Here is a 22,274-nt window from a genome sequence, read left to right as displayed (position 1 = left end):
TCTTAGCGGCGCGAATGTTGCCAAGACATTCAACTTCGGGCGGCGCTCCCGAACATCTGCAGGTGTCCTGCCTTATCGGGCGGCGGATTATTCACGGATGCTGCAGGCTCGCCTCGTCCTGCCGCCGCTGCCGACGCTGCCGCCCGGAGGCGGGGTGCACGACGGCGGTGACCACCGCCGTCGTGCACCCCAGGATGATGACGGCAGTAGCCAGCGCCTGCCAGCCGAGGGACTGGAACACCAGTCCTCCTGCCCAGCCCAGGATGCTGGAGCCGAGGTAGTACGCGAGGTTGTACAGTGATGCCGCCTGTGCCCGGCCTGTCTGGGCAATGGCTCCGGTCCAGCCCGCGCCGATGCTGTGCGCAGCAAAGAACCCGCCGGTGAAGATGACGAGCCCGGCCAGTATTAGCGCCAGTACCTGGGTGAGGGTGAGGGCCAGTCCCGCCGCCATGACCGCAATGCCGGCCAGCAGCACCGTGCGCCGGCCGAAGCGCTGCGTCAGGGCGCCGGCCCAGCGCGAGGTCGCAGTGCCCGACAGATAGGCCAGGAAGATGAGGCTGATGAGCGTGGCGGGAAGGCTGAACGGCTCGCCGGAGAGCCGGAACCCGAGATAGTTGTAGACGGCCACGAAGCCGCCCATCAGCAGGAAGGCCTGCACGTAAAGTGCCAGGAGCCTCGGGTTGGCCAGATGGCCGGACAGGGTCCTGGCCGCACCGCGGAGGCCTGTGCCCCGGGCCGGGCTGAAGCCGCGGGCCTTGGGGATCAGGACCAGGAAGAGCACGGCGGCCACGGTAGCCAGGATGGAGACCGAGAGCGCGGCGGCGCGCCATCCCCATAATTCCCCGGCCGGTCCGGCGACGAGCCGTCCCGCCAGGCCGCCCAGTGTGGTGCCCGCGACGTAGCTGCCCGCGGCCACGGCGGCGTGCGCCCGGTCGATTTCCTCGTTGAGGTAGGCGATGGCGATGGCAGGAATGCCGCCCAGGGCCATGCCCTCCAGCATCCGGAGGCCGAGCAGGACGGGGAAGGACGTGGCCAGGGGCACCAACAGGCCCAGTGCCGTGGCCAGGCAGATTCCCCAGGTCATGGCCTTCACCCTCCCGATCCGGTCTGCGAGGAACGACCAGGGAATGACGGTGACGGCGAGGCCGACGGTGGCCAGCGAAATGGTGAGCGCGGCTTCGGCCGCTGTAACCCGAAGCTCGGCGGCCATCACGGGGAGCACGGCCTGGGTGGAATAGAGCTGCGCGAAGGTGGCCACGCCGGCGAACGCGAGGCCGGCCAGGATCCTGCCGTAGGCCTGTGAACCCTTCCGGTGCCCGTTCCACTCCAGGTTTCCGGGGGCGTGCTTGTGGGGCGTTGGCATGCCTTCAGCGTAGATCTATGCTGACCTAGTATCCAATGCATGATTCGTCAGTAATTCATGCTGGAACGGATTGAATGACGGAGGGAAACAGTGGATATCGAGCACAGGCAGCTGGTGCAGCTGCTTCCGATTCTGCCGCTGCTGGCGGAGCTTGGGCGGACGCAGCACATCACCGAAACTGCCGAGCTGCTCGGCGTTCCGCAGTCGACGGTCAGCCGTGCGCTGGCGCGCGCCAGCGCCGTGGTGGGGACCGAACTGCTGGTCAGGGACGGCAGGGGAGTCCGGCTGACACCTGCCGCCACGGCGCTGCTGCCCTATGTGGAATCGGCGCTCGCCGAGTTCCGTGCCGGCCTGGACCTCGTCCGGCACGAATCGGAGGTGGTCCGTGGCCGCGTGGCCGTGACCTTCCAACACACGTTCGGCGAGGCGACGCTGCCCCTGCTCATCAGCGCATTCCGGAGCCGCTATCCGCAGACGGAGTTCGATCTCCGCCAGGGCTCCCGCGACAGCTGCCTGGCGGAACTCTCCTCCGGCGCCGCCGATCTCGCGCTGACGGCGCCAGTGGCGCCGGCCAGCAGGGCCATCGGCTCCGCCGCGCTGTACCGGGAACCGCTGCGGCTCGTGGTGCACCACCGCCACCCGCTGGCGGACCGGAAGTCCGTGGCCATGGCCGAGATCCGGAAAGATCCGTTCGTTGCGCTCGGATCCGGCTACGGGCTGCGCTCCCTGGCGGAGGCCCTGTTCAGGGAGGCCGGCTTCAGGCCCCGGATCGCCTTCGAAAGCCAGGATTCACACACCGCGCGTGGTCTGGTGTCCGCCGGGCTGGGTGTCAGCATCCTCCCTCCGGAAGGAGGCAGCGGGCCGGGCCTCGGCGTCACGGCGGACACCGGCGACCTTGGCTGGGTCGAAATTGCGTTGGAATCGGAACTGGCGTACCGCGAGATCGGCCTGGCCTGGAGGCAGCGCCGCAGCGTACGGGAGAGCGAACCCGACGCCGTCCGGCTCTTCCGGGAACTGGTGCTGGAGGAGGGGCCGCGGCTTCTGGCGGGGCTGGTCCGGGCCCGCTCAGGCGCCTGACCGGCCTTTCCCTCGTGCGGGGGGCCTGCACCCGCGCCGGGGCCTAGCCGGGTGCATAGGCCTAACCGGGCGCCGGGCGTTAACCGTCCAGGAGCGCGCCCACGGCCTCGGCCACCGGTCCCGTCCTGGCCGAGCGCCAGCCCTTGCCTGCCCAAAGGTTCAGCCGATCCTGGTCACCTGCCGCGGCTGCCGCCGCGCGGATTGGAGCGGTCAGATGGTGGATGGCAGGGTAGCCCTCGGGGGCGTCCCCGTGGTCGCGGACAAAGTCATTGACCAGCGCCCTGGCATAACGGCCGGTGAACGCGCGGGTGGGTGTTGTCTCGGTGAAACGGAGATCGCCAAGGGCGTCCTTGTGCAACTGCCGCGCACCGCTTTCGTCCGTCCGCAGCAGCGCCGTTCCCACCTGCGCGGCCACCGCCCCGGCGGCAATGACCGATCTGACAGCGGCGGCGTCGGACACGGCGCCGGCGGCGATCAGCGGCAGGTCGACGGCGGCCGCCACCTCCCGGATCAGGTCAGCGGTGGACGGCGGCATGCCGCCAGTTTGCGTCGCAGCCAGGAACGCGCCGGAGTGGGCGCCCGCGCTGCTGTGCTGGACGACGAGGGCGTCGACCCCGCGGTCCGCTGCCAGCCCGGCCTCGGCATGGCTGGTGACCGTGGCGATGACCGTCGACCCCGCCTTCCGAAGCGCCTCGACAACGTCGGAACCGGGCAAACCGAAGGCGAAGCTGACCAGTTCAACCGGGTCCCGCAGCAGGAGGTCGATCTTCGCCTGCCAGGCGTCGTCGTCGTCAAGCACCAGGGGCGGCACGGCCACGCCGTAGCGGCTGGCGTCCTGGCTAAGGCTGCTGCGGTAATCCTCCAGTCTTGCCACGGCGTCGGGCGAGGGGTTCAGCTGTGCATGGTCCGGCACAAAAACGTTGACCCCGAACCGGACACCGGCGTCCCGGCAGGCGCGGATCTCCGCACTGACCGCATCCGCACTCTTATACCCCGCGGCGAGAAAGCCCAGTCCTCCGGCGTGGTGGACGGCCTGGACGAAGCCCGGCGTGGACGTCCCGCCTGCCATGGGCGCTGCAATGATGCGGGAATCAATCTCGGCGTGGGGCATGGCCGGCTCCTTCGGGCTAATCAGTAATCTGTTCAGGTGACTAACTCTGACAACCTATCCGGTGCGGCCCCGGCTTCGTCCAGCGCAGGCGCGTCCAATGCAGTCCCGTCCAATGCTGTTCCGCCCAGCACAGTCCCGGCCGGCGAAGTCCCGGCCGGCGCCGCCGGTTCCCGCATGGGTGGCGCCAACGTCGTGATCGGCCTCGACATCGGCGGCACCAAGACGCGGGGAGTCCGCTTCGAGCACGGGGAACCGGTGGCTGACGAGAGCGTGGGAAGCGCCAACGTCCAGAACGTCAGCCGTGTGGAAGCCGCGGCACACCTTGCGGAGCTTTTCGCCAAAATCGGCCAGGGGCCGGTGGCCCAGGTCTACGCCGGCGCCGGCGGGATCGACACCGATGAGGATGCCGCCGCCCTGGCCGCCCTCATCGAGCCGCACGCCCCGGGGGCCCGGATTACCGTGGTCCACGACTCCCGGCTCCTTCTCGCGGCCGGCGGCGCCAGCACCGGCGTCGCAGTCATCGCGGGCACCGGCTCGGCGGCCTGGGGCACGAACGGGGACGGGGCCGAGGCGCGGGCCGGCGGCTGGGGCTACCTCTTGGGCGACGAAGGCAGCGGTTACTGGCTGGGCCGCGAGGCGGTCCGGCACAGCCTGCGGCGCATGAACCAGGGGCAGGAACCGGACGAGCTGACACGTGCGCTCCTGGACTCCTGCCGCACCGATGACCCGAACAAGCTGATCGCGCTGTTCCACTCCCCGGAGACCGGTCGCCGGTTCTGGGCGCAGCAGGCCCGGCTGGTGGTGGAGGCGGCCGACGCCGGCCACAGCGTCAGCCGCGACCTGATCGACCAGGCGGGCAAGGACCTGGCGGAGATGGCCGCCCAGGTTTTGCAGCAGCTCGGGCTGGACGGGCCTGTCATCCTGGGCAGCGGCCTGGGCATGAACGTAGTCCGGCTGCAGGAGTCGTTCCGGAAGCACCTGGCCGCAGCAGGAGTCAGCGACGTGCGGATCCTCGAGCAGGACCCCGTTTTCGGTGTCCCGCTGCTGGTCCGCAACCAGCCCTGACCGCGACCAGCCCTGATACCGGGCGCTGACACCGGGCCCTAGGAACGGGTCCGCGGCCTGAGCTTCACTCCGGGCAAGGGCGGCGCGGGGATCCTGCCTGCCTCGCGGCCCGCATCCGGCCCGTGGCCGCGGACCAGCCCGAAGCGGGCACCTTTCGCGGCCGTGTCGGAAAGCTCTGCCTGGGCCTCCCAGTCAGCCCGCGCGCGGGCCACCTCCTCATGGGACCGGCCCACGAAGTTCCACCACATCAGCAGCTCCTCCTGGAGCGGCTCACCGCCGATCAGTACGAACCGGGTCTCCGGCAGGGCGTCCACGGACAGGACTGCGCGCCCGGCTCCCAGGTAGCCCAGCGGCCCCGGGCCGATCTCCTGCCCGTCCACCGTCAGGCCGCCGTCGAGCACCAGGACGGCGTGCTCGAACGCCGGGTCCAGCGGGACGGAGGCGGCACCGCCGCAGCCGATGTCGGCGCCGACGATCGGCGTGTACATCGTGGCCGGCGAGGAAGCGCCGCCGAAGGTTCCCACCATCACCGTTGCGGTGAAGCCCGGGCCCTGAACCGTGGGCAGTTCGCGGTGCTGCTCGAAGGCCGGGGGCCTGTCCCGCTCCGCGTCCGGCAATGCGACCCACAGCTGCAGCCCGCGCTGCAGCGGAAGCCCTGTGCCGCCGTCGGCCGTTGCCGGCAGCACGGCAAACTCGGAGTGCGAGACGCCGTGGCCCGCCGTCATGATGTTCAGCTCGCCGGGGCGGACAATGACGTCGCTGCCCACGCTGTCCCGGTGCCTGATCTGCCCGGCCAGCGGCCACGTCACGGTCTGCAGCCCGGTATGCGGGTGCGGCAGCACGGACATTGCCGTCCGGTCGGGGCCGAAACTGTCCAGGAAGCACCAGGCACCCACCGTCGGCAGGCCGCGCTGGGGCAGGGTTCGGAGCACCGACATCGCGCGGACCCCGCCCAGCGGCACCTCGCGTGCCGGCCACAGCTGCAGGCACGGCCCGCTTCCCGTTCCTGTGTCCGGGCCGGCGGGCGGGCAGGTTTCCTCCTGCGGGAGAAGCTCCAAATTCGTCACAGTCCCACTCTAGGACGGCTGCCTGCACGCGGACAGCGCGGGGCTACGCTGGAGCCATGAGCGTTCTTTTCGACACCCGCCCTGCCGCCTACGCGGTCATCATCCGCGACGGCGCCATCCTCCTGGCGTACTGGAAGCAGGACGGCAAGGAAGGCTGGACGCTGCCCGGTGGCGGGTTGGATCTGGCCGAGCACCCCGTGGACGGCTGCATCCGTGAGGTCTTCGAGGAGACGGGCTATCACGCCGAAATCGGTGAGATGCTCGGGATCGACGTCGGGCACTGGCCGGCTGATTCGCGGCTGGACGGAGCGGACCGGGACTTCCAGGCGCTCCGCCTGGTCTATGAGGCGAGGGTGACGGGCGGGGAGCTCACCCACGAGACGAACGGCACCACCACACATGCCGCGTGGATTCCGCTGCAAGACGTCGGTTCGCTGAACAGGGTGTCCCTGGTTGACGCCGCCCTTCGGCTGTTCTCGGAGCGGCCGGTCAACGGCAAGCTGGATTCACTGGACTGAGCTTGTTGGACTGATTTGCCTGCCGCCGCCCGTTTGCCCTAGCCAGCCGGCGCCGCGCTGGCTATTCTGGGGGAGTCCCCGGACCTTCTGTCCGGCGGCAGCCACTCCGGCATGAACTTCGTACGGGGGAGGTGGACCTGATGATTGCAGAATTCGTGCGCGCCCCGCGCCTTCTCGACAACACCTTCATCACTCCTGCACCCGCTGCTGCCCTCTCGTAGCCAGCCCAGCGCGCCCAGCACACTGCACACAGCGCACTGCTTGCCGGCCGGCGGCATTTCGGGGCCAACCCGAGGTTTCCAGTGAAAAATTCTTCCGGCACTCGTGCCAACCAGCTTCAAACCCAAACGCATAACCCAAACCCTTTTCTCAACACTGAGCTCGTCAATCCTGAGCCCCTGTCCGGCCCCAGCCAGTATGGTTTCACGGAGGCCAAGGCGCAGCACTTCGCGGCCCATCCGGCCAGCGGGGCCGAGGCTGCGGCCCGCGTCGTCCGGGTGGACCGGAACCGGATCGTCGCAGCCACGGCTGACGGACTGGTGCACCTGCCGTATCCGCCCGGTACCGTGCCGGCCACCGGCGACTGGGTCTGGCTCGGCCGCAACCGGGCTGCCGAACTGGCCGTCGTCGGGGTGCTTCCGCGCACGTCCGAGCTCAGCCGCAAACGTTCCTTCGACCCGTCCACGGAGGCGCAGGTCCTCGCCGCGAACATCGACATAGTGGGCGTGGTGGTTCCCGTCGACCGTCCGCTGAGCCACAACAGGCTCGAACGGACCCTGGTGGCCGTCTGGGATTCCGGCGCCACCCCGCTGGTGATCATCACGAAGGCGGACCTGGCGGACATCGCGGACGACGTCGTCGGGAAGGTGGTCCTGCAAGCCGCGGGTGTGGACGTGGTGACCACCTCCGCAGAGCAGGGAGACGGCATCGACGAACTGCTCGCCAGGGTGCAGCCGGGGTGGACGCTCGCCGTGCTTGGCCCCTCCGGCGCCGGGAAGTCCACCCTCATCAACGCACTCGTGGGGCACCACGTCCAGTCAACCGGGGATGTGCGGGCCACCGACGGCAGGGGGCGGCACACCACGACGTCGCGGGAGCTGGTGCCGCTGCCCAATGGCGCCGTGCTGATGGACACTCCCGGAGTCCGCGGCTTCGGCCTGTTCGACGCCGAGGACGGCATGGAGGAAATGTTCGGCGACCTGCAGGTGCTCTTCGAGCAGTGCCGCTTCTCCGACTGCGCCCACGACCGGGAACCCGGGTGCGCCGTCCGCGCGGCACTCGACGACGGATCCCTCGAGGAGAGGCGGTGGGCCAGCTACCTCAAGCTCCAGCGCGAGCTCGCCGCCCTGGAACGGCGTCACGACGCAGCGGCGAGAAGGGCGTACCAGCGGGAGTGGCACCAGAAGGTGGTGGTGGCCGGGCGGAGCCAGCGGGCCGCCGAACGCTACCGCCATTCCTAGGCGGAGTTTTTGTCCAGATAATGGCTCGAAAAGCGCACGGAGCGCCCATTACCTGGACAAAAACTCCTCCACCCATCCGGGCGGGGGAGGGCACCGAATCAATCGTGTTTGTCTCCGAATGATTACGGTATCCGTGCCTACGGCGGTTTTGCTTCGGGCGCTGGTTACGCTGGGTAAAGGTGCGCTTTACAGCCAAAAACAGCGTGCTTATGATCAATTCGCTTTACCGTCCGATGTTGCCGCCCAACAGTTAGGTAAGCCGGGTATGGCCGAAGCCATGATCGAGTTCCAGAGCGTCACCAAGCAGTACCAGAGCGGGCAACCGGCCGTGGACCAGCTGAGCATGTCCATTGACCGTGGCTCCATCACGGTGTTCGTCGGACCATCAGGCTGCGGCAAGACCACCTCCCTGCGCATGATCAACAGGATGGTGGAGCCCACGTCCGGGACCATCACGGTCGGCGGGCGCGACGTTACCTCCGTGCCGGCGGCCGAGCTCCGGCGATCCATGGGTTACGTCATGCAGTCCTCCGGCCTGATGCCGCACCGCTCCGTCGTGGACAACATCGCCACCGTGCCCCGGCTTAACGGCGTGCCAAAAGCCGACGCCCGCAAACGAGCGGAAGAACTGCTCGACGTCGTAGGGCTGGCCCCCTCGCTGGGCAAGCGGTACCCGTCGCAGCTTTCGGGCGGCCAGCAGCAGCGCGTTGGCGTGGCCCGGGCGCTCGCTGCCGACCCGCCGGTCCTGCTGATGGACGAGCCCTTCAGCGCCGTGGATCCCGTGGTCCGTGACGAACTCCAGCAGGAACTCCTGCGCCTGCAGCGGGACCTGGCCAAGACCATCGTCTTTGTCACCCACGATATCGATGAGGGCACCGTGCTGGGGGACAAGGTGGCAGTCTTCGCCGTCGGCGGCAAGCTGGCGCAGTACGCCACGCCCGAGGAGATCCTGCGGGCACCGGCCAACGAGTTCGTGGCTTCCTTTGTGGGCAGGGACCGAGGGTTCCGCCACCTCGCCTTCACCGCGGCCGACGGCGTCGCGGTCCACCCCGTTGAGACGGTCACCCGGGGCGGGGATGCCAAGGCCAGCGCAGACGACTGGCGCCTGGTGGTGGATGACCAGCAGCGCCCGCTGGGCTGGGAAGGCCCCGGCCTCGACTCCCAGCTCATCCCCGGAGGCTCCCTGTTCCGGCCGGGTGACACCCTCCGGCGGGCCCTGGACGCGGCGCTGTCCTCGCCCTCGGGGCTCGGCGTGGCGGTCGACGGCGACGGCAAGGTTGCCGGCGTCGTTAAGGGCGCGGAGGTTCTGGCCGTCATCGAGTCCGCACGCCAGGTCCGGCAGGGCGCCCTCTGATGGAGTGGTTCCTGGCGAACAGCCCCATGGTCTTTGAACGGGCCGGCCAGCACCTGGTCCTGGCCCTGGTTCCGATGGTCCTGGGCCTGCTGATTTCCATCCCGCTGGCACAGTTCTCGAGGCGGCACAGCGCGCTGCGGCAGCTCGTGGCCACCGTGAGCTCCCTGCTCTACACCATCCCGTCCCTGGCGCTGTTCATCATTCTCCCGCCGCTGTTGGGGACGCGGATCCTCGACCCGCTGAACGTCATCGTCGCCCTGACCATCTACGCCGTGGCGCTGCTGGTGCGGGCTGCCATGGACGCCTTCGATTCCGTCGATGACGACCTCCGGCAGGCGGCTGTGGCCATGGGCTACAAGCCGGCCGCCCGGTTCCTGCAGATCGACCTGCCGCTGTCGCTGCCCGTGATGTTCGCCGGCCTGCGCGTGGTGTCGGTGAGCAACATTTCGCTGGTGAGCGTCGCCGCCCTGCTGGGCGTGGGTAACCTCGGGATGCTGTTCACGGACGGACTGCAGCGGAACTTCGTCACCGAAGTGGTGGTGGGCATCATCGCCATCCTGCTGCTGGCAGTGGTGATGGACGCGCTGCTGGTAATCCTGGAACGGGTCCTCACGCCGTGGACCAGGGCCGGCTCCGTAAAGACGGACGCGCACGCCCGGTCCGGCGCTGAATTCATCGCCGATGCCAAAGTCCACGCGGGGGCGGGCTCATGAACATCTTCACCGAAACGTTCGCCTGGCTCGCCGATCCCTTGCATTGGTCCGGTCCGGGCGGGATACCCGTCCGCCTGCTCGAACACCTGCAGTACAGCTTCCTGGTCCTGATCATCGCCGCCGCCATCGCCGTCCCGGTGGGCCTCTACATCGGCCACACCGGCAGGGGCCGCGTGGTGGCCGTGGCCGTGGCCGGCGCCCTCCGCGCGCTGCCCACCCTCGGGCTCTTGGTGCTGTTCGCCCTCGTCGCCGGAAGCGGCCTCATGCCGCCGGTGTGGGCCCTGGTCATCCTTACGGTGCCGCCGGTGCTGGCCGGCACCTACGCCGGCATTTCCAGCGTGGACTCAAACGTGGTGGACGCCGCCCGAGCCATGGGCATGAAAGAGCTGCAGGTCCTGTTCGGCGTGGAGGTTCCCAACGGGCTACTGGTGATGTTCGGCGGCATCCGCACCGCCGTGCTGCAGGTGATCGCCACTGTGTCGGTGGTGGCCTACCTTCCGCTCGGCGGCCTGGGACGCTACCTGTTCGACGGGCTGGTGCTCCAGGACTTCCCGCGGATGCTGGCAGGTTCGCTCCTCATAGCGGCACTGGCGATCGTCGTCGACCTTGTCCTGGCCGCCGTGCAGCGGCTGGTCGTTTCACCGGGACTTTCCGCACGTTCCAAAGGTGGCCGCAAGGCCGCCACCGATCTCTCGGCTGCCGCGCCCGCGGCCGCTGCTGTTCAAGGAGGCACCGCATGAAGCACCCCGTCCGCACGACTCTTACCCGCCGTGGCCTGGGTGGCCTCGCCGCCGGTGTCGGCGTCGCCCTCGCCCTGTCCGCCTGCAGCAGCGGCAATCCGCTGTCGTCCCCCTCCACGAGTGCTACCGGGGGCGCCACCTCCGGCGGTTCCCTCGTCGTCGGCTCCGCGGACTTCCCGGAGAGCCAGATCATCGCCGAGATTTACGCCGGTGCCCTGACCGCGGCCGGAGTCACCGCCACCACCAAGCCCAACATCGGCTCGCGGGAGATCTACTTCAAGGCCGTCCAGGACGGATCGGTGGATGTGGTTCCCGATTACTCCGGCAACCTCCTGTCCCACGTCGACGCGCAGGCCGCCGAGGTCACCCCGGAGGACATCGTCAAGGCTTTGCCCGGCAAGCTGCCGAAGGGACTCGCCGTGCTGGAGCCGTCCAAGGCGGAGGACAAGGACGCCATGGTGGTCACCAAGGCCACCGCCGAAAAGTATCAGCTGAAGTCGATCGAAGACCTGGCCAAGGTCTGCAAGGACCTGACCATGGCCGCGCCGGCCACGTTTGAAACCCGGTCCTACGGCTTCCCGGGGCTCAAGAAGAATTACGGCTGCGAGCTCAAGGCGCTGAAGCCCTTTAGCGACGGCGGCGGCAACCTGACCCTGCAGGCGCTCCTGAGCGATGAGGTCCAGGTGGCCGACATCTTCACCACCACGCCGTCCATCGCCGACAACGACCTCGTCGTGCTGGAGGACCCGAAGAACAACTTCAAGGCCCAGCAGGTGCTGCCGCTCTACAACGACGCCAAGGTGACGGACAAAGCCAAGGAGGCGCTCAACAATGTCTCCAAAACCCTCACCACTGAGGACCTGATCAACCTCAACCGTGCGGTGAGCGGAAGTCAGAAGCAGAACGCCAAGGACGCGGCCGCTGCGTGGCTCAAGGACAAGGGCATCGTCAAGTAGGCCCGGTGGCTGATTAGGGGAGTACGACGGCGGCTGCCGGTTCCGCTGCGACCGGCGGCCGCCGTCGTCGTTAAATGGGGGACGGGTGGCGGAGGACGTATGGTCAGCCGTGTGAGGCACGTCTCCCCGGAAGTACATCCCGCTTGTGGCATATTTGATGAATGGCAGAATTCAAGCAGTCCACCAAGCTTCATAATGTCCTTTACGACATCCGTGGACCGATTCTTCAGGCCGCCCAGCAGATGGAGGCAGAGGGTCACCGCATCCTCAAACTGAACATCGGCAACCCCGCACCCTTCGGGTTTGAAGCGCCGGACGCGATCCTGGTGGATATGATCCGCCACCTGCCCCACGCCCAGGGATACAGCGATTCACGCGGCATCTTCTCCGCCCGCACCGCCGTCTCGCAGTACTACCAGACACGCGGCATCCAGAGCATCCACGTGGACGACATCTACCTCGGCAACGGCGTCAGCGAACTCATCACCATGTCACTGATGGCCCTGCTCGAAGAGGGCGACGAGATCCTGATCCCCACCCCGGACTACCCGCTGTGGACCGCCTCGGTGGCGCTGGCCGGCGGCCGTCCGGTGCACTACCTCTGCGACGAGGAGTCCGGCTGGCAGCCTGACCTGGAGGACCTCGAGGCCAAAATTACGCCCCGGACAAAGGGCATCGTGGTCATCAACCCGAACAACCCCACCGGCGCCGTGTACCCGGAAAGCACGCTGCGCAAGATTGTTGCCCTGGCTGAAAAGCACGGGCTGGTCATCTTTGCCGATGAGATATACGAAAAGATCCTCTACGAGGACGCCGTGCACGTAAACATGGCCGGGCTCACGGGCGACGACGTGCTGTGCCTGACCTTCAGCGGACTGTCCAAGGCCTACCGCGTCTGCGGCTACCGGGCAGGATGGATGGCCATCTCCGGGCCCAAGAAGGAGGCCGCGGACTACCTCGAAGGCATCAACCTGCTGGCCAACATGCGGCTCTGCGCCAACGTTCCGGCCCAGCATGCCATCCAGACTGCCCTGGGCGGGTACCAGAGCATCAACGACCTCATCCTGCCCGGCGGCCGGCTGCTGGAACAGCGCAACAAGGCGTACGACATGCTCAACGCGATCCCCGGCGTCAGCACCCAGCAGGCACGGGGCGCCCTGTACCTGTTCCCCAAGCTGGACCCGGAGGTCTACAGCATCCGGGACGACGAAAAGTTTGTGCTGGACCTGCTCAAGGAACAGAAGATCCTGGTCTCCCACGGCCGGGCGTTCAACTGGGTCCGGCCCGACCACTTCCGGATGGTGACCCTGCCGAACGTGAAGGACATCGAGGAAGCAATTGGCCGGATGGGAGACTTCCTCAGCAGGTATCAGGGGAACTAGCCTTTACCCACAGTCAACCGTGGAAAGAGGACCCGATGGCCGGCATTGTGGAATTCACGAAGCTCCCCTCCGAGACCCTGAAAGTCGGTAAGGGATTCCAGCTGGCCGACGTCGACCCTGATGCCACCTTGGGCTATCCGGGGAACAAGGCCGACGGCGAGCTGCTCCTTGAGGAACTCGATGACAAACTCACAGACCTTCAAGAGAGGCTGTTTGCCGAGTCCAAGTTCGGCGGCACCAAGCGCGTCCTGCTGATCCTGCAGGGAATGGATACTGCCGGCAAAGGCGGAATCGTGAAGCACGTGCTGGGCGCCATGGATCCGCAGGGTGTCCAGTTCAAGTCCTTCAAGGCCCCCACGCCCGAGGAAAAGGCCTACGACTTTCTGTGGCGCATCGAACGCGAGGTCCCGGCCGCCGGCATGCTGGGGGTTTTCGACAGGTCCCACTACGAGGACGTCCTGATCCACCGGGTACACCGCTGGGCCGACCCCAAGGAGCTGGAACGCCGTTACCGGGCGATCAACGAGTTCGAGGCCAGGCAGGCGGCCGTGGGCACGAAAGTCATCAAAGTCATGCTGCACATCAGCAATGAGGAGCAGAAGGAACGGCTGCTGGCCCGGCTGGACAACCCCGCCAAGCACTGGAAGTACAACACCGAGGACCTGAAGCAGCGCGCTTTCTGGGACGACTACATGGCCGCTTACCAGGCTGCCTTCGACGCCACCAACACCGAACAGGCGCCCTGGTATGTGGTGCCTGCCAGCAAGAAATGGTACGCGCGCATTGCAGTGCAGCAACTGTTACTGGAGGGGCTCGGCGAGCTCGAACTGGAGTGGCCCAAGGCCGAGTTCGACGTTGAAGCCGAGCGCCTCCTCGTCGAGCGGTCCTGACCGGGCCGGGCGGTCGTCAGGCCGCTTAACCTCCGGCTCGATCTCCGCTGGCGGTCAGCTGTCCTTGCGGGCAGCGGCGAGCCTCTTCCTGGCGCCCTCCAGCCAGTCCTCGCAGCGCCGTGCCAAGGCCTCGCCCCGCTCCCACAGCGCCAGGGAATCCTCAAGGCTGGTCCCGCCGGCCTCAAGCTTGGAAACCACGGCAACCAGCTGTTCCCGTGCTTCCTCATAGCTGAGGGCATCGATCTCCGGAGGGAGTGCGGGGCCGGGCTGGGCGGCGGTATTTTGTTCCGTGCTGTGGGGCTGGTCTGTGTTGATGGTCGGATCTGTCATGGTTACTGGCCTGTCGTGTAGGTGGTGCTGTCATTCGGTGCTGGCGTCATTCGAGGTGCTGGTCCGTATGCGTCCGGCTTATGGGGCGCCCGTGGATTCCGCACCGAACCGCCCGCCGGCCACCCTGACCGCGAGTGGTGTTCCCGCTGGGGCCTGGGACGGCTGGCGGACAACTGCCCCGGCGGGCCCGGAAAGCTGCACTACGGCGTAGCCGCGGTCCAGGGTCTGCTGCGGTGACAATGCCCGGACCTGCGCCTGGAGGTGGACCAGCTGGTCGGAAGCCCTCGTCACGGCTGCACTGATGGCCGCCGTGGACCTGCGGGCCAGCCGTTCCACGTCGTCCGCGCGCGCCGTGATCATGCTCTCCGGGGCTGCGAGGACCGGACGGGAACGGATGGCCGCCAGGCGGTCCGTTTCCCTGGCAACCAGAAGCGTCACGGAGCGGCGCAGCTGGGCTTCAGCCTGCCGGACCCGGGCAAGTTCCTCCGAAACTTCCGGCACGATGCGCTTTGCTGCATCCGTGGGCGTGGAGGCCCGGAGGTCGGCGACGTCGTCCAGGATGGGCCGGTCCGCTTCGTGCCCGATTGCGCTGACCACCGGAGTCACCGCGGCCGCCACGGCGCGGATGAGTTCCTCGCTGCTGAACGGCAGCAGGTCCTCCAGCGCGCCGCCGCCGCGGGCGATGACGATCACGTCCACCTCGGGACGGGCATCAAGTTCGCGAAGCGCCTTGATCATCTGGGACACGGCGGTGTTGCCCTGCACCGCGACCTCGCGGATCTCGAATTCGACGGCCGGCCAGCGCAGGGCAGCGTTGCGCAGAACGTCCTTCTTCGCATCGGAATCGCGGCCGGTGATGAGTCCGATCCGGTGGGGGAGCAGGGGCAGGCGCTTTTTCCGCGACTCGGCGAACAGGCCTTCAGCGGCCAGGGCATGGCGGAGACGTTCAATCCGTGCGAGGAGATCGCCCAGTCCAACGGGGCGGATATCCTTCACGGACATGTTCAGGCGCCCGGTCTTCAGCCAGAACTCGGGCTTGAGCAGGGCCACCACCCGGCTTCCGCGCTCAAGCGGCGTCTCCTGCCGGTCGAGCAGTTTGGACCAGATGGAAGCAGGCAGGGAGATCTCCGCGTCCACAGCCCGGAGGGTGAGGAACGCATTGCCGCCGCGCCGGTTGAGTTCGATGACCTGACCTTCAACCCACGCTGCCGGCGCCCGCTCGATATGGACCTTGAGCTTCTGGGAGAGCAACTGCAGCGGCCAGGGGTTGTCCGGGCTCGTGTCGGCGGCGGTGGCCGGCACCGTGCTGGGGCCGGACGCAGCGGGGGTGCCGGCTGCAGGGGCCGTGCCGGGTACAGGGACGGTGGCGTTTTCAGCCATGTGCAGCCCCGGTGGCGGCGAATGCCAGTTGCATGGTCGCGGTCCTTTGCCTGTGGTGGTGCGTGCGCGGTGGGTTAATCAACTCTATCCATAGCTGTATCACCGGCCTCGGACATTGTTGGTTTCGGGGCATTTGCCGGGACCGCTGAGGACCCGGCAGACTGGGTGGCCGGCATTCTGGTCGCTGGCACCTTTGACCGCCCTACTTTTCCGATAACGGGACGCCGCGCCTAGGATTGCAGTGGCCTGCTGACCAGCCAGGCACCCGACCAGCCGAGAAACCCGACCAGCTAGGAACCCCTTGCGCTCATTTCTTGCGGCCTTGGCCGTCATCCTTGGTCTTCTCCTCTCCGCCGCCGCCGTTCCGGCCATCTGGGTGGACCGCAACATCGTGCAAGAAGATGGCTTCGTAGCCCTGGCGGCACCGCTGGGCAAGGATCCGGATTTCCAGAAGCGCCTGGCGACCGCCGCCGTCAACAGCATCGATACCGGCGGAAGCATCCCGGCGCAGGCGGCGGAACTGATCCGGCCGGTGCTGGAGAAGGCGGCCACCTCCCTCACCGGCTTGCCCGAGTATCCGGCTGCCTGGGAAGAGACGCTGCGAAAGAGCCACCGGCTCAACTTCGCCGATCCGGCGTCCCTTCCCCCCGAAGCTGATTCGAGCACCTCGCTGACCCTGGACGTGGCCCCGCTCGTCGCGCTCGCGGCCAAGCAGATTTCCAGCCAGGTTGGTGTTCCGCTGGAAGCCCCGGGCCAGACCCTGGTGAGCATCGGCCAGACGAACCAGCGCCAGCTCGTTGAACGGGTTTCGGCCTACTCTCCGCTCGGATACAGCCTTGCCGTCGGTGCCGGGGTGGCGTTCCTCCTGGCGCTCGTGACTGCCCGCCGGCGGTGGAAAGTCCTGGCCGGCATAGGATTGGGCGCACTGGCTCTTTCCGGACTGTGGACGCTGGCGTCCCGCTGGGCCGCCGACGCCGTGATGGGCACCGCGAGCGGAAACGAGATGGCAGACCTGTTCAAGCGGGAGTTTGTTTCCGCTTCCGCTGCCGGGTTTGCGTCCTGGACGCTGGCGGCGGCGATCGTCGGTGTGGTCCTGGTGGCGGCAGGCTTGCTGCTCAGGCTGGTCGGCGGTCCTGCCCGCGGACGATGAGCTGCCAGGATGCCTGCGGCCCAGCCGGTAGCATGGAACAATGACTTCCTCTGCAGTTTCCCTTTCGATGCCAACCGTCCCGCGCCGGCGGCGTTCGCCGGAGGAAGTGCTCGCGGCGGCACCGGTCCCGGGCCCGAAGAGGGTTCTGCTGGCGGCTCCCCGCGGATACTGCGCTGGCGTTGACCGCGCGGTCATCGCCGTCGAGAAGGCTCTGCAGCACTATGGACCGCCGGTTTATGTCCGGAAACAGATTGTCCATAACGTGCACGTGGTCAGCTCCCTCGAGGAGCAGGGCGCCATCTTCGTGGACGAAACTGATGAAGTGCCCGAGGGCGCCCTGGTCATCTTCTCGGCCCACGGCGTGTCCCCGGCTGTGGTCCAGTCCGCCGAGGACCGCGGACTGCGCACCATCGATGCCACCTGCCCCCTCGTGACCAAGGTCCACAAGGAAGCCGTCCGTTTCGCCAAGGACGACTTCGACATCCTCCTGATCGGCCACGACGGCCACGAAGAGGTTGAAGGAACGGCCGGCGAAGCTCCCGAACACATCCAGATCATCAACGGCCCCCATGAGGTGGACAAGGTGACGGTACGGGATCCCGAAAAGGTCATCTGGCTTTCGCAGACCACGCTCAGCGTGGACGAGACCATGGAGACCGTCCGGCTGCTCAAGGACCGGTTCCCCACGCTCCAGGATCCGCCCAGCGACGACATCTGCTACGCCACAACCAACCGTCAGGTGGCCATCAAGAAGATCGCGCCCCAGGCCGATCTGGTGATCGTGGTCGGTTCGGCCAACTCCTCCAACTCCGTCCGCCTCGTCGAGGTGGCGCTCGAGTACGGCGCCAAGGCGTCGTACCGGGTTGACTTCGCCAACGAGGTGGACGAGTCCTGGTTCGAGGGTGTGGCCACGGTGGGCGTCACCTCGGGCGCGTCCGTTCCGGAGGTCCTGGTCAAGGACGTGCTCCGCCTCCTGGCCGACTACGGCTACGACGCTGTCGAGGAAATTGTGACTGCGGAGGAGGACCTGCTCTTCTCCCTGCCGAAGGAGCTCCGCGCCACGCTCAAGGAAGCGGGGGACGTATCCCGCGCCCTCGGCGGACGCCGCTCGCGCTAGCAGCCCCGGATAACGCACGACGCCGGAACTCACGTTGAGTTCCGGCGTCGTGCGTTTCGTCGCTTTAAGCGGCGTCCTCTTCGTCCACGGCCGCCCGCAGCTCGCCAGTCTGCAGCTCAGGGGCTGCGAGGGACCGCGGCGTGACCTGCACAGCCGGTGGCGTGACCAGTCCGCTGGTGTCCAGGGCGTTCAGTTTCCGCGCGGTGGGAAGTACGCGTGCCTCCAGCGTGCCGACCAACGCGTTGTAGCGGTCCACCGAGCTTTTCAGCGAGGACCCGAGCTTGCCGACGTTGTCCCCGAGCGTGCCCATCCGCTCGTACAGCTGCCGGGCAAGTTCGAAGAGCTCCCGTGCACTGTCCGTTAGAACGTCCTGGCGCCACGTGAACGCTACGGATTTGAGCACCGCGAGCAGCGTGCCGGGGGACGCAAGCACCACATTCCTGGAGAGGGCGTGATCCAGGAGCGCGGGATCGGCGGAGAGAGCGGCCGCGAGGATGGATTCGGCCGGGACGAAACAGATCACCAGCTCTGGCGAATTCCCCGAAATGTCCCAGTACTTCTTGGTGCTGAGGGCGTCCACGTGGGACTTCAGCGCCTTGGCGTGTGCCGCCATGAGGTTTTGCAATGCCGCCTGGCTAAGCCCGGGCTTGTCGCCGGCCGACTGCCCCAGCTCCTGGGCCTCAAGGTAGGCGGACAGGGGGACCTTAGCGTCGACAACGAGCTGCTTGTCGCCCGGCAGCTGGACCACAAGGTCCGGACGGACGGCGGCCTCGGCGCCTGACGTGCCGTGCTGCTGCTCATGGAAATCAACATGCCGCATCATGCCGGCCGCCTCCACAACACGGCGCAGCTGCACTTCCCCCCACTGGCCGCGCGCGCTGTTCGACCGGAGCGCCGACTCAAGAGCATGCGTGGAGCGCATCAGCTGCTCGTCCGTGAAGCGGGCTTCCTGCAGCTGCTGGGCCAGCTGCCCGTACTGTTCGAGCCGGTCCCGTTCCAGCAGGGCTACCTGCTGTTGCACCGCCGTCAGCTTCTCAGCCACCGGCGCCAAGGCCCGCAGTACGCTCCCATCCTGCTCACGCGACATGCCCAGCTCCCGGTTCTGGGCCGACAGGAGCCTCCGCTCGGCATCCGCGGCTGCAAACTGGGCGCTGACTTCCGAAAGCCGCTGCGAAACGCCGTCGAAATCCGCTTCCACGGCGGCGCTGCGCCGACGCAACACCACGTATACCGCGCCAGCGCCGGACACGGCGCCCAGCAACAGCATCAAAAGGGCCAGAATGACTGCAAAAGGTTCCATGCCTTCACTGTGGCACGGGGCTGTGACATTTATTGGAAAGGCAACAGCCCGGCACGGGATGCGGGGGCCGAACAGGTAGAATCAATGTCCGTGGCTCTTACTATTGGCATCGTCGGACTGCCCAACGTCGGCAAATCAACTCTTTTCAACGCACTGACCCGCAACCAGGTCCTGGCCGCGAACTACCCGTTCGCCACCATCGAACCCAATGTCGGCGTCGTGAACCTGCCCGACCCCAGGCTCCAGCAGCTCGCCGGGATCTTCGGCTCGCAGCGCGTACTGCCCGCGGCCGTCTCCTTCGTCGACATCGCCGGCATCGTCAAGGGCGCCTCCGAAGGGGAAGGCCTGGGCAACCAGTTCCTCGCCAACATCCGTGAAGCGGAAGCCATCGCCGAGGTAGTGCGCGTCTTCGACGACCCCGACGTCATCCACGTCGACGGCAAGGTGGACCCCCGCTCCGACATGGAAACCATCAACACCGAGCTGATCCTCGCCGATCTGCAGACCATCGAGAAGGCCATTCCCCGGATCGAAAAAGAGGTCAAGATCAAGAAGCGCGAGGCCGCGGAACTCGCTGCCATCAAGGCCGCGCAGGCAGTTCTGGAGCGCGGTGACACCATCTACTCCTCGGTCACGAGCGACAAGCTCGAGATGGAGCACCTCAAGGAGCTCAGCCTTCTGACGGCCAAGCCCTTCATCTATGTCTTCAACGCGGACGAAGGAATTCTCGGCAGCGAGGAGAAGCAGGCCGAGCTGCGCGCGATGGTTGCGCCGGCCGACTGCATCTTCCTGGACGCCAAGCTCGAGTCCGACCTCGTGGAACTGGACGAGGCCGAGGCGCGTGAAATGCTCGAAATGAACGGGCAGGACGAATCCGGGCTGGACCAGTTGGCCCGCGTCGGGTTCCACACGCTGGGGCTGCAGACCTACCTCACGGCGGGGCCCAAGGAGGCGCGCGCGTGGACCATCCACCAGGGCGACACCGCCCCGCAGGCAGCCGGCGTCATCCACTCGGACTTCCAGCGCGGCTTCATCAAGGCTGAGGTTGTCTCCTTCGAGGACCTCATCGACGCCGGTTCCATGGCGGAGGCCAAATCGCGCGGCAAGGTCCGCATCGAAGGCAAGGAATACGTCATGTCCGACGGCGATGTGGTGGAGTTCCGCTTCAACGTGTGAGTATGCGCTGAGCAACTCAGTGATTGAGTATTAACGGCAAAAAGCCCCGGTCCTTTTGACCGGGGCTTTTTCTGTGATTGGCTCCCCTACCCTCCGTGCAACACGGCGTCAAGGAAAAAGGGCGCGAACTTTTCGCACGGCAACAGCTTGGTTGCATCTCGGTAACAACCTTTACTGAGGGACAACTTTCGGACCGCACGTGGCGGGTTCGGGTCTAGGCTACTTGTCATGTGAGACTCGCCACATCTCACTGGGGGGATGTAGCGGGTCTGGCCGGCGCCCACAGCGAAGGTCCTTTCCACACTCACAGAAACATAGGAGGCGGAATGCGATTCAGTCGTATTTCCAAAGCAGTAGGCGTTGCAGCCGCGGCTGCACTGGCGCTCAGCGCCTGCGCGAGCACCAATGGCGGGACAACCCCGTCCAGTAATGCGGCCGGCAAGCAGGGGGGAACAGCCACTGTAGTTGAGGTCAACGCGTTCAACACCTTCAACCCCAACACGGCCGACGGCAACACTGACATCAACTCGAAGGTCAGCTACGCCACACACTCCGGGTTCTACTACATCGACAACCAGCTGAACATTGTCCACAACGACAAATTCGGCAAGATGGAGAAGACGTCCGACGATCCGCTGACCGTCAAGTACACCATCAACGAAGGTGTGAAGTGGTCGGACGGCACGCCCGTCACCGCAGCTGACCTGCTCCTGCAGTGGGCAGCCTTCTCCGGTTACTACAACGACGCCGACGCCGACGGCAAGGCGGGAACGTCCTACTTCTCCTACGCCGGCGACCCCACCGGTCTGGCGCTCACCGATTTCCCCGAAATCGGCGACAACAACCGCTCCATGACCATCAAGTACTCCAAGCCGTTCGCTGACTGGGAGATCGCACTGGGTGGACCGGGCATCGACATCCCGGCCCACGTCCTGGCCAAGAAGGCCGGGCTGGCCGACACGCAGGCCTTCATTGACCATCTCAAGAGCATGCCCCGCGGCGACGCCAAGGCGCCCAAGGCCGCTGATGCCAAGCTCAAGGCCATGTCCGACATGTGGAACACCGGCTTCGACTCCAAGACCCTGCCGAGTGACCCGAGCCTGTTCCTCTCCAACGGCCCGTTCGTGGTCCAGAGCATCAACCAGGACCAGTCCCTGACCATGGTGCGCAACAAGGATTACAACTGGGGCCCCGAGGCCAAGCTGGACGAGATCACCGTCCGCTACATCGGTTCCTCCCCGGCCCAGGTCCAGGCTCTGAAGAACGGCGAAGCCGATATCATCGCCCCGCAGGCTTCGGCCGACACCCTCGATCAGCTCAAAGCACTCGAGAGCCAGGGCGTCACGGTCGAGCAGGGGAACCAGCTCTCCTACGACCACATCGACCTGAACTACTCGGGACCCTTCGCCGAGAAGACTGTCCGTGAGGCATTCATGAAGACGGTTCCACGCAAGGACATCGTCGACAAGATCATCAAGAAGCTCGACCCCGAGGCAAAGCCCCTGGATTCGCAGCTGTTCGTTCCCGCGCAGCCGGCCTATGACGCCTCCGTCCAGGCCAACGGATCCTCGGCCTACGCGGATGCAGATGTTGACGGCGCCAAGAAGCTCCTGAACGGTGCGACCCCTGAGGTCCGCATCATGTACAACAAGGACAACCCGAACCGCGTGGACGCGTTCTCGCTCATCCGTGAGTCCGCAACCAAGGCCGGCTTCAAGATTGTCGACGGCGGACTTGGCGCCTCTGACTGGGGCAAGGCCCTCGGCAAGGGCGGCTACGACGCCACGATTTTCGGGTGGATCAACCCGGGCGTCGGAGTTTCGGGCGTGCCGCAGATCTTCCGCTCCGGCAACGGTTCCAACTTCAACAAGTTCAGCGATCCTGAAGCCGACAAGCTCATGGACGAACTCATTGTGACGACTGACCGCAGCAAGCAGGATGATCTGTCCAAGCAGATCGACAAGAAGATCTGGGACTCGGCCTACGGCCTCCCGCTGTTCCAGTCCGTTGGTGTTGACGCCTACAGCGACCGCATCACCGGCGTGAAGTTCATGCCCAACCAGACCGGCGTCTGGTGGAACTTCTGGGAGTGGGCCGAGAAGTAAGCCCGTGCCACGAAGTTCAA

General features: G+C 66.6%; 20 protein-coding genes. 14 read left to right on the top strand and 6 right to left on the bottom strand.

Annotated elements, in window-relative coordinates; translation table 11 throughout:
* Nucleotides 1-91: 91 nt before the first annotated feature.
* Entirely contained in the window at nt 92-1,363 is a 1,272-nt protein-coding gene (locus ACTHQX_RS01945) for an MFS transporter (RefSeq protein WP_440155429.1), read from the bottom strand.
* Nucleotides 1,364-1,453: 90 nt separating this feature from the next.
* Between ACTHQX_RS01945 and ACTHQX_RS01940 the strand changes: the two genes are divergently transcribed.
* On the top strand, nt 1,454-2,440 hold the full coding sequence (locus ACTHQX_RS01940; RefSeq protein ID WP_440155427.1) for a LysR substrate-binding domain-containing protein: 987 nt from the start codon (nt 1,454-1,456) through the stop codon (nt 2,438-2,440).
* A gap of 79 nt (nt 2,441-2,519) precedes the next feature.
* Here the strand turns inward: ACTHQX_RS01940 and ACTHQX_RS01935 are convergent, their stop codons facing one another.
* Nucleotides 2,520-3,551 carry a nitronate monooxygenase gene (locus ACTHQX_RS01935; protein ID WP_440155425.1) on the bottom strand — a complete coding sequence of 344 codons (1,032 nt, stop codon included), beginning with the start codon at nt 3,549-3,551 and terminating at the stop codon, nt 2,520-2,522.
* Between the two features lie 36 nt (nt 3,552-3,587).
* Between ACTHQX_RS01935 and ACTHQX_RS01930 the strand changes: the two genes are divergently transcribed.
* Nucleotides 3,588-4,616, top strand: coding sequence for an N-acetylglucosamine kinase (locus ACTHQX_RS01930; RefSeq protein WP_440155424.1), 1,029 nt, complete (start codon nt 3,588-3,590; stop codon nt 4,614-4,616).
* Between the two features lie 38 nt (nt 4,617-4,654).
* Here ACTHQX_RS01930 and ACTHQX_RS01925 read toward each other — a convergent pair whose 3' ends face one another.
* Nucleotides 4,655-5,683, bottom strand: coding sequence for a pirin family protein (locus tag ACTHQX_RS01925; protein WP_440155422.1), 1,029 nt, complete (start codon nt 5,681-5,683; stop codon nt 4,655-4,657).
* Between the two features lie 56 nt (nt 5,684-5,739).
* Here ACTHQX_RS01925 and ACTHQX_RS01920 point away from each other — a divergent pair, with 56 nt between their 5' ends.
* The 8 genes from ACTHQX_RS01920 (at nt 5,740) to ACTHQX_RS01885 (ending at nt 13,696) form a co-directional block, all read left to right on the top strand.
* A complete protein-coding gene (locus tag ACTHQX_RS01920) occupies nt 5,740-6,201 on the top strand; it encodes an NUDIX hydrolase (RefSeq protein WP_440155420.1) in 462 nt (153 codons plus the stop codon).
* Nucleotides 6,202-6,599: 398 nt separating this feature from the next.
* The gene (rsgA, locus tag ACTHQX_RS01915) at nt 6,600-7,661 is read left to right on the top strand and encodes a ribosome small subunit-dependent GTPase A (protein WP_440155496.1); all 1,062 of its coding nucleotides are present in this window, start codon (nt 6,600-6,602) and stop codon (nt 7,659-7,661) included.
* A gap of 265 nt (nt 7,662-7,926) precedes the next feature.
* Nucleotides 7,927-9,015 carry an ABC transporter ATP-binding protein gene (locus tag ACTHQX_RS01910; protein WP_440155418.1) on the top strand — a complete coding sequence of 363 codons (1,089 nt, stop codon included), beginning with the start codon at nt 7,927-7,929 and terminating at the stop codon, nt 9,013-9,015.
* The gene (locus tag ACTHQX_RS01905; protein WP_236804326.1) at nt 9,015-9,728 is read left to right on the top strand and encodes an ABC transporter permease; all 714 of its coding nucleotides are present in this window, start codon (nt 9,015-9,017) and stop codon (nt 9,726-9,728) included. The genes ACTHQX_RS01910 and ACTHQX_RS01905 overlap by 1 nt, the downstream gene beginning before the upstream one ends.
* Nucleotides 9,725-10,468 carry an ABC transporter permease gene (locus tag ACTHQX_RS01900; RefSeq protein WP_440155415.1) on the top strand — a complete coding sequence of 248 codons (744 nt, stop codon included), beginning with the start codon at nt 9,725-9,727 and terminating at the stop codon, nt 10,466-10,468. Before ACTHQX_RS01905 ends, ACTHQX_RS01900 begins: the two co-directional genes overlap by 4 nt.
* Entirely contained in the window at nt 10,465-11,424 is a 960-nt protein-coding gene (locus ACTHQX_RS01895) for an ABC transporter substrate-binding protein (RefSeq protein ID WP_236804323.1), read from the top strand. Before ACTHQX_RS01900 ends, ACTHQX_RS01895 begins: the two co-directional genes overlap by 4 nt.
* A 161-nt stretch (nt 11,425-11,585) precedes the next feature.
* Nucleotides 11,586-12,806: a pyridoxal phosphate-dependent aminotransferase gene (locus tag ACTHQX_RS01890; protein WP_111905289.1), complete on the top strand. Its 1,221-nt coding sequence runs from the start codon at nt 11,586-11,588 to the stop codon at nt 12,804-12,806.
* Between the two features lie 35 nt (nt 12,807-12,841).
* A complete protein-coding gene (locus ACTHQX_RS01885) occupies nt 12,842-13,696 on the top strand; it encodes a PPK2 family polyphosphate kinase (protein WP_440155413.1) in 855 nt (284 codons plus the stop codon).
* A 54-nt stretch (nt 13,697-13,750) separates the two neighbouring features.
* Here ACTHQX_RS01885 and ACTHQX_RS01880 read toward each other — a convergent pair whose 3' ends face one another.
* Together ACTHQX_RS01880 and xseA are read right to left on the bottom strand one after the other, a co-directional pair.
* Nucleotides 13,751-14,026, bottom strand: a complete 276-nt coding sequence (locus tag ACTHQX_RS01880; protein ID WP_236804319.1) for an exodeoxyribonuclease VII small subunit — start codon at nt 14,024-14,026, stop codon at nt 13,751-13,753.
* 78 nt (nt 14,027-14,104) lie between these two features.
* Nucleotides 14,105-15,406, bottom strand: a complete 1,302-nt coding sequence (gene xseA / locus ACTHQX_RS01875) for an exodeoxyribonuclease VII large subunit (protein ID WP_440155412.1) — start codon at nt 15,404-15,406, stop codon at nt 14,105-14,107.
* A gap of 301 nt (nt 15,407-15,707) precedes the next feature.
* On the opposite strand from xseA, the gene ACTHQX_RS01870 reads away from it, so the two are divergent.
* Together ACTHQX_RS01870 and ACTHQX_RS01865 are read left to right on the top strand one after the other, a co-directional pair.
* Nucleotides 15,708-16,556 (top strand): hypothetical protein, encoded by an 849-nt coding sequence (locus tag ACTHQX_RS01870; RefSeq protein ID WP_440155411.1) that lies wholly within the window; start codon nt 15,708-15,710, stop codon nt 16,554-16,556.
* A gap of 40 nt (nt 16,557-16,596) precedes the next feature.
* Nucleotides 16,597-17,673 (top strand): 4-hydroxy-3-methylbut-2-enyl diphosphate reductase, encoded by a 1,077-nt coding sequence (locus tag ACTHQX_RS01865; RefSeq protein ID WP_102973795.1) that lies wholly within the window; start codon nt 16,597-16,599, stop codon nt 17,671-17,673.
* A gap of 64 nt (nt 17,674-17,737) precedes the next feature.
* Here ACTHQX_RS01865 and ACTHQX_RS01860 read toward each other — a convergent pair whose 3' ends face one another.
* Nucleotides 17,738-18,973: a DNA recombination protein RmuC gene (locus ACTHQX_RS01860; protein ID WP_440155410.1), complete on the bottom strand. Its 1,236-nt coding sequence runs from the start codon at nt 18,971-18,973 to the stop codon at nt 17,738-17,740.
* A gap of 90 nt (nt 18,974-19,063) precedes the next feature.
* Between ACTHQX_RS01860 and ychF the strand changes: the two genes are divergently transcribed.
* A complete protein-coding gene (ychF, locus tag ACTHQX_RS01855) occupies nt 19,064-20,149 on the top strand; it encodes a redox-regulated ATPase YchF (protein WP_111905334.1) in 1,086 nt (361 codons plus the stop codon).
* A gap of 326 nt (nt 20,150-20,475) precedes the next feature.
* A complete protein-coding gene (locus ACTHQX_RS01850; protein ID WP_236804311.1) occupies nt 20,476-22,254 on the top strand; it encodes an ABC transporter family substrate-binding protein in 1,779 nt (592 codons plus the stop codon).
* The last annotated feature ends 20 nt before the right edge of the window (nt 22,255-22,274 follow it).

Source organism: Arthrobacter sp. SAFR-023 (assembly GCF_051965295.1).
In the GTDB taxonomy this organism is placed as follows: Bacteria; Actinomycetota; Actinomycetes; order Actinomycetales; family Micrococcaceae; genus Arthrobacter.
Note: the sequence above shows the minus strand (reverse complement) of the source record. Positions and strands in the feature narration are given on the sequence as shown.

Coding starts and splice junctions, on each gene's coding strand:
- ACTHQX_RS01945 (WP_440155429.1), bottom strand. CDS start 1,363: ATGCCAACGCCCCACAAGCACGCCCCCGGAAACCTGGAGTGGAACGGG.
- ACTHQX_RS01935 (WP_440155425.1), bottom strand. CDS start 3,551: ATGCCCCACGCCGAGATTGATTCCCGCATCATTGCAGCGCCCATGGCA.
- ACTHQX_RS01920 (WP_440155420.1), top strand. CDS start 5,740: ATGAGCGTTCTTTTCGACACCCGCCCTGCCGCCTACGCGGTCATCATC.
- ACTHQX_RS01910 (WP_440155418.1), top strand. CDS start 7,927: ATGGCCGAAGCCATGATCGAGTTCCAGAGCGTCACCAAGCAGTACCAG.
- ACTHQX_RS01905 (WP_236804326.1), top strand. CDS start 9,015: ATGGAGTGGTTCCTGGCGAACAGCCCCATGGTCTTTGAACGGGCCGGC.
- ACTHQX_RS01900 (WP_440155415.1), top strand. CDS start 9,725: ATGAACATCTTCACCGAAACGTTCGCCTGGCTCGCCGATCCCTTGCAT.
- ACTHQX_RS01895 (WP_236804323.1), top strand. CDS start 10,465: ATGAAGCACCCCGTCCGCACGACTCTTACCCGCCGTGGCCTGGGTGGC.
- ACTHQX_RS01890 (WP_111905289.1), top strand. CDS start 11,586: ATGGCAGAATTCAAGCAGTCCACCAAGCTTCATAATGTCCTTTACGAC.
- ACTHQX_RS01885 (WP_440155413.1), top strand. CDS start 12,842: ATGGCCGGCATTGTGGAATTCACGAAGCTCCCCTCCGAGACCCTGAAA.
- ACTHQX_RS01880 (WP_236804319.1), bottom strand. CDS start 14,026: ATGACAGATCCGACCATCAACACAGACCAGCCCCACAGCACGGAACAA.
- xseA (WP_440155412.1), bottom strand. CDS start 15,406: ATGGCTGAAAACGCCACCGTCCCTGTACCCGGCACGGCCCCTGCAGCC.
- ACTHQX_RS01865 (WP_102973795.1), top strand. CDS start 16,597: ATGACTTCCTCTGCAGTTTCCCTTTCGATGCCAACCGTCCCGCGCCGG.
- ACTHQX_RS01860 (WP_440155410.1), bottom strand. CDS start 18,973: ATGGAACCTTTTGCAGTCATTCTGGCCCTTTTGATGCTGTTGCTGGGC.
- ACTHQX_RS01850 (WP_236804311.1), top strand. CDS start 20,476: ATGCGATTCAGTCGTATTTCCAAAGCAGTAGGCGTTGCAGCCGCGGCT.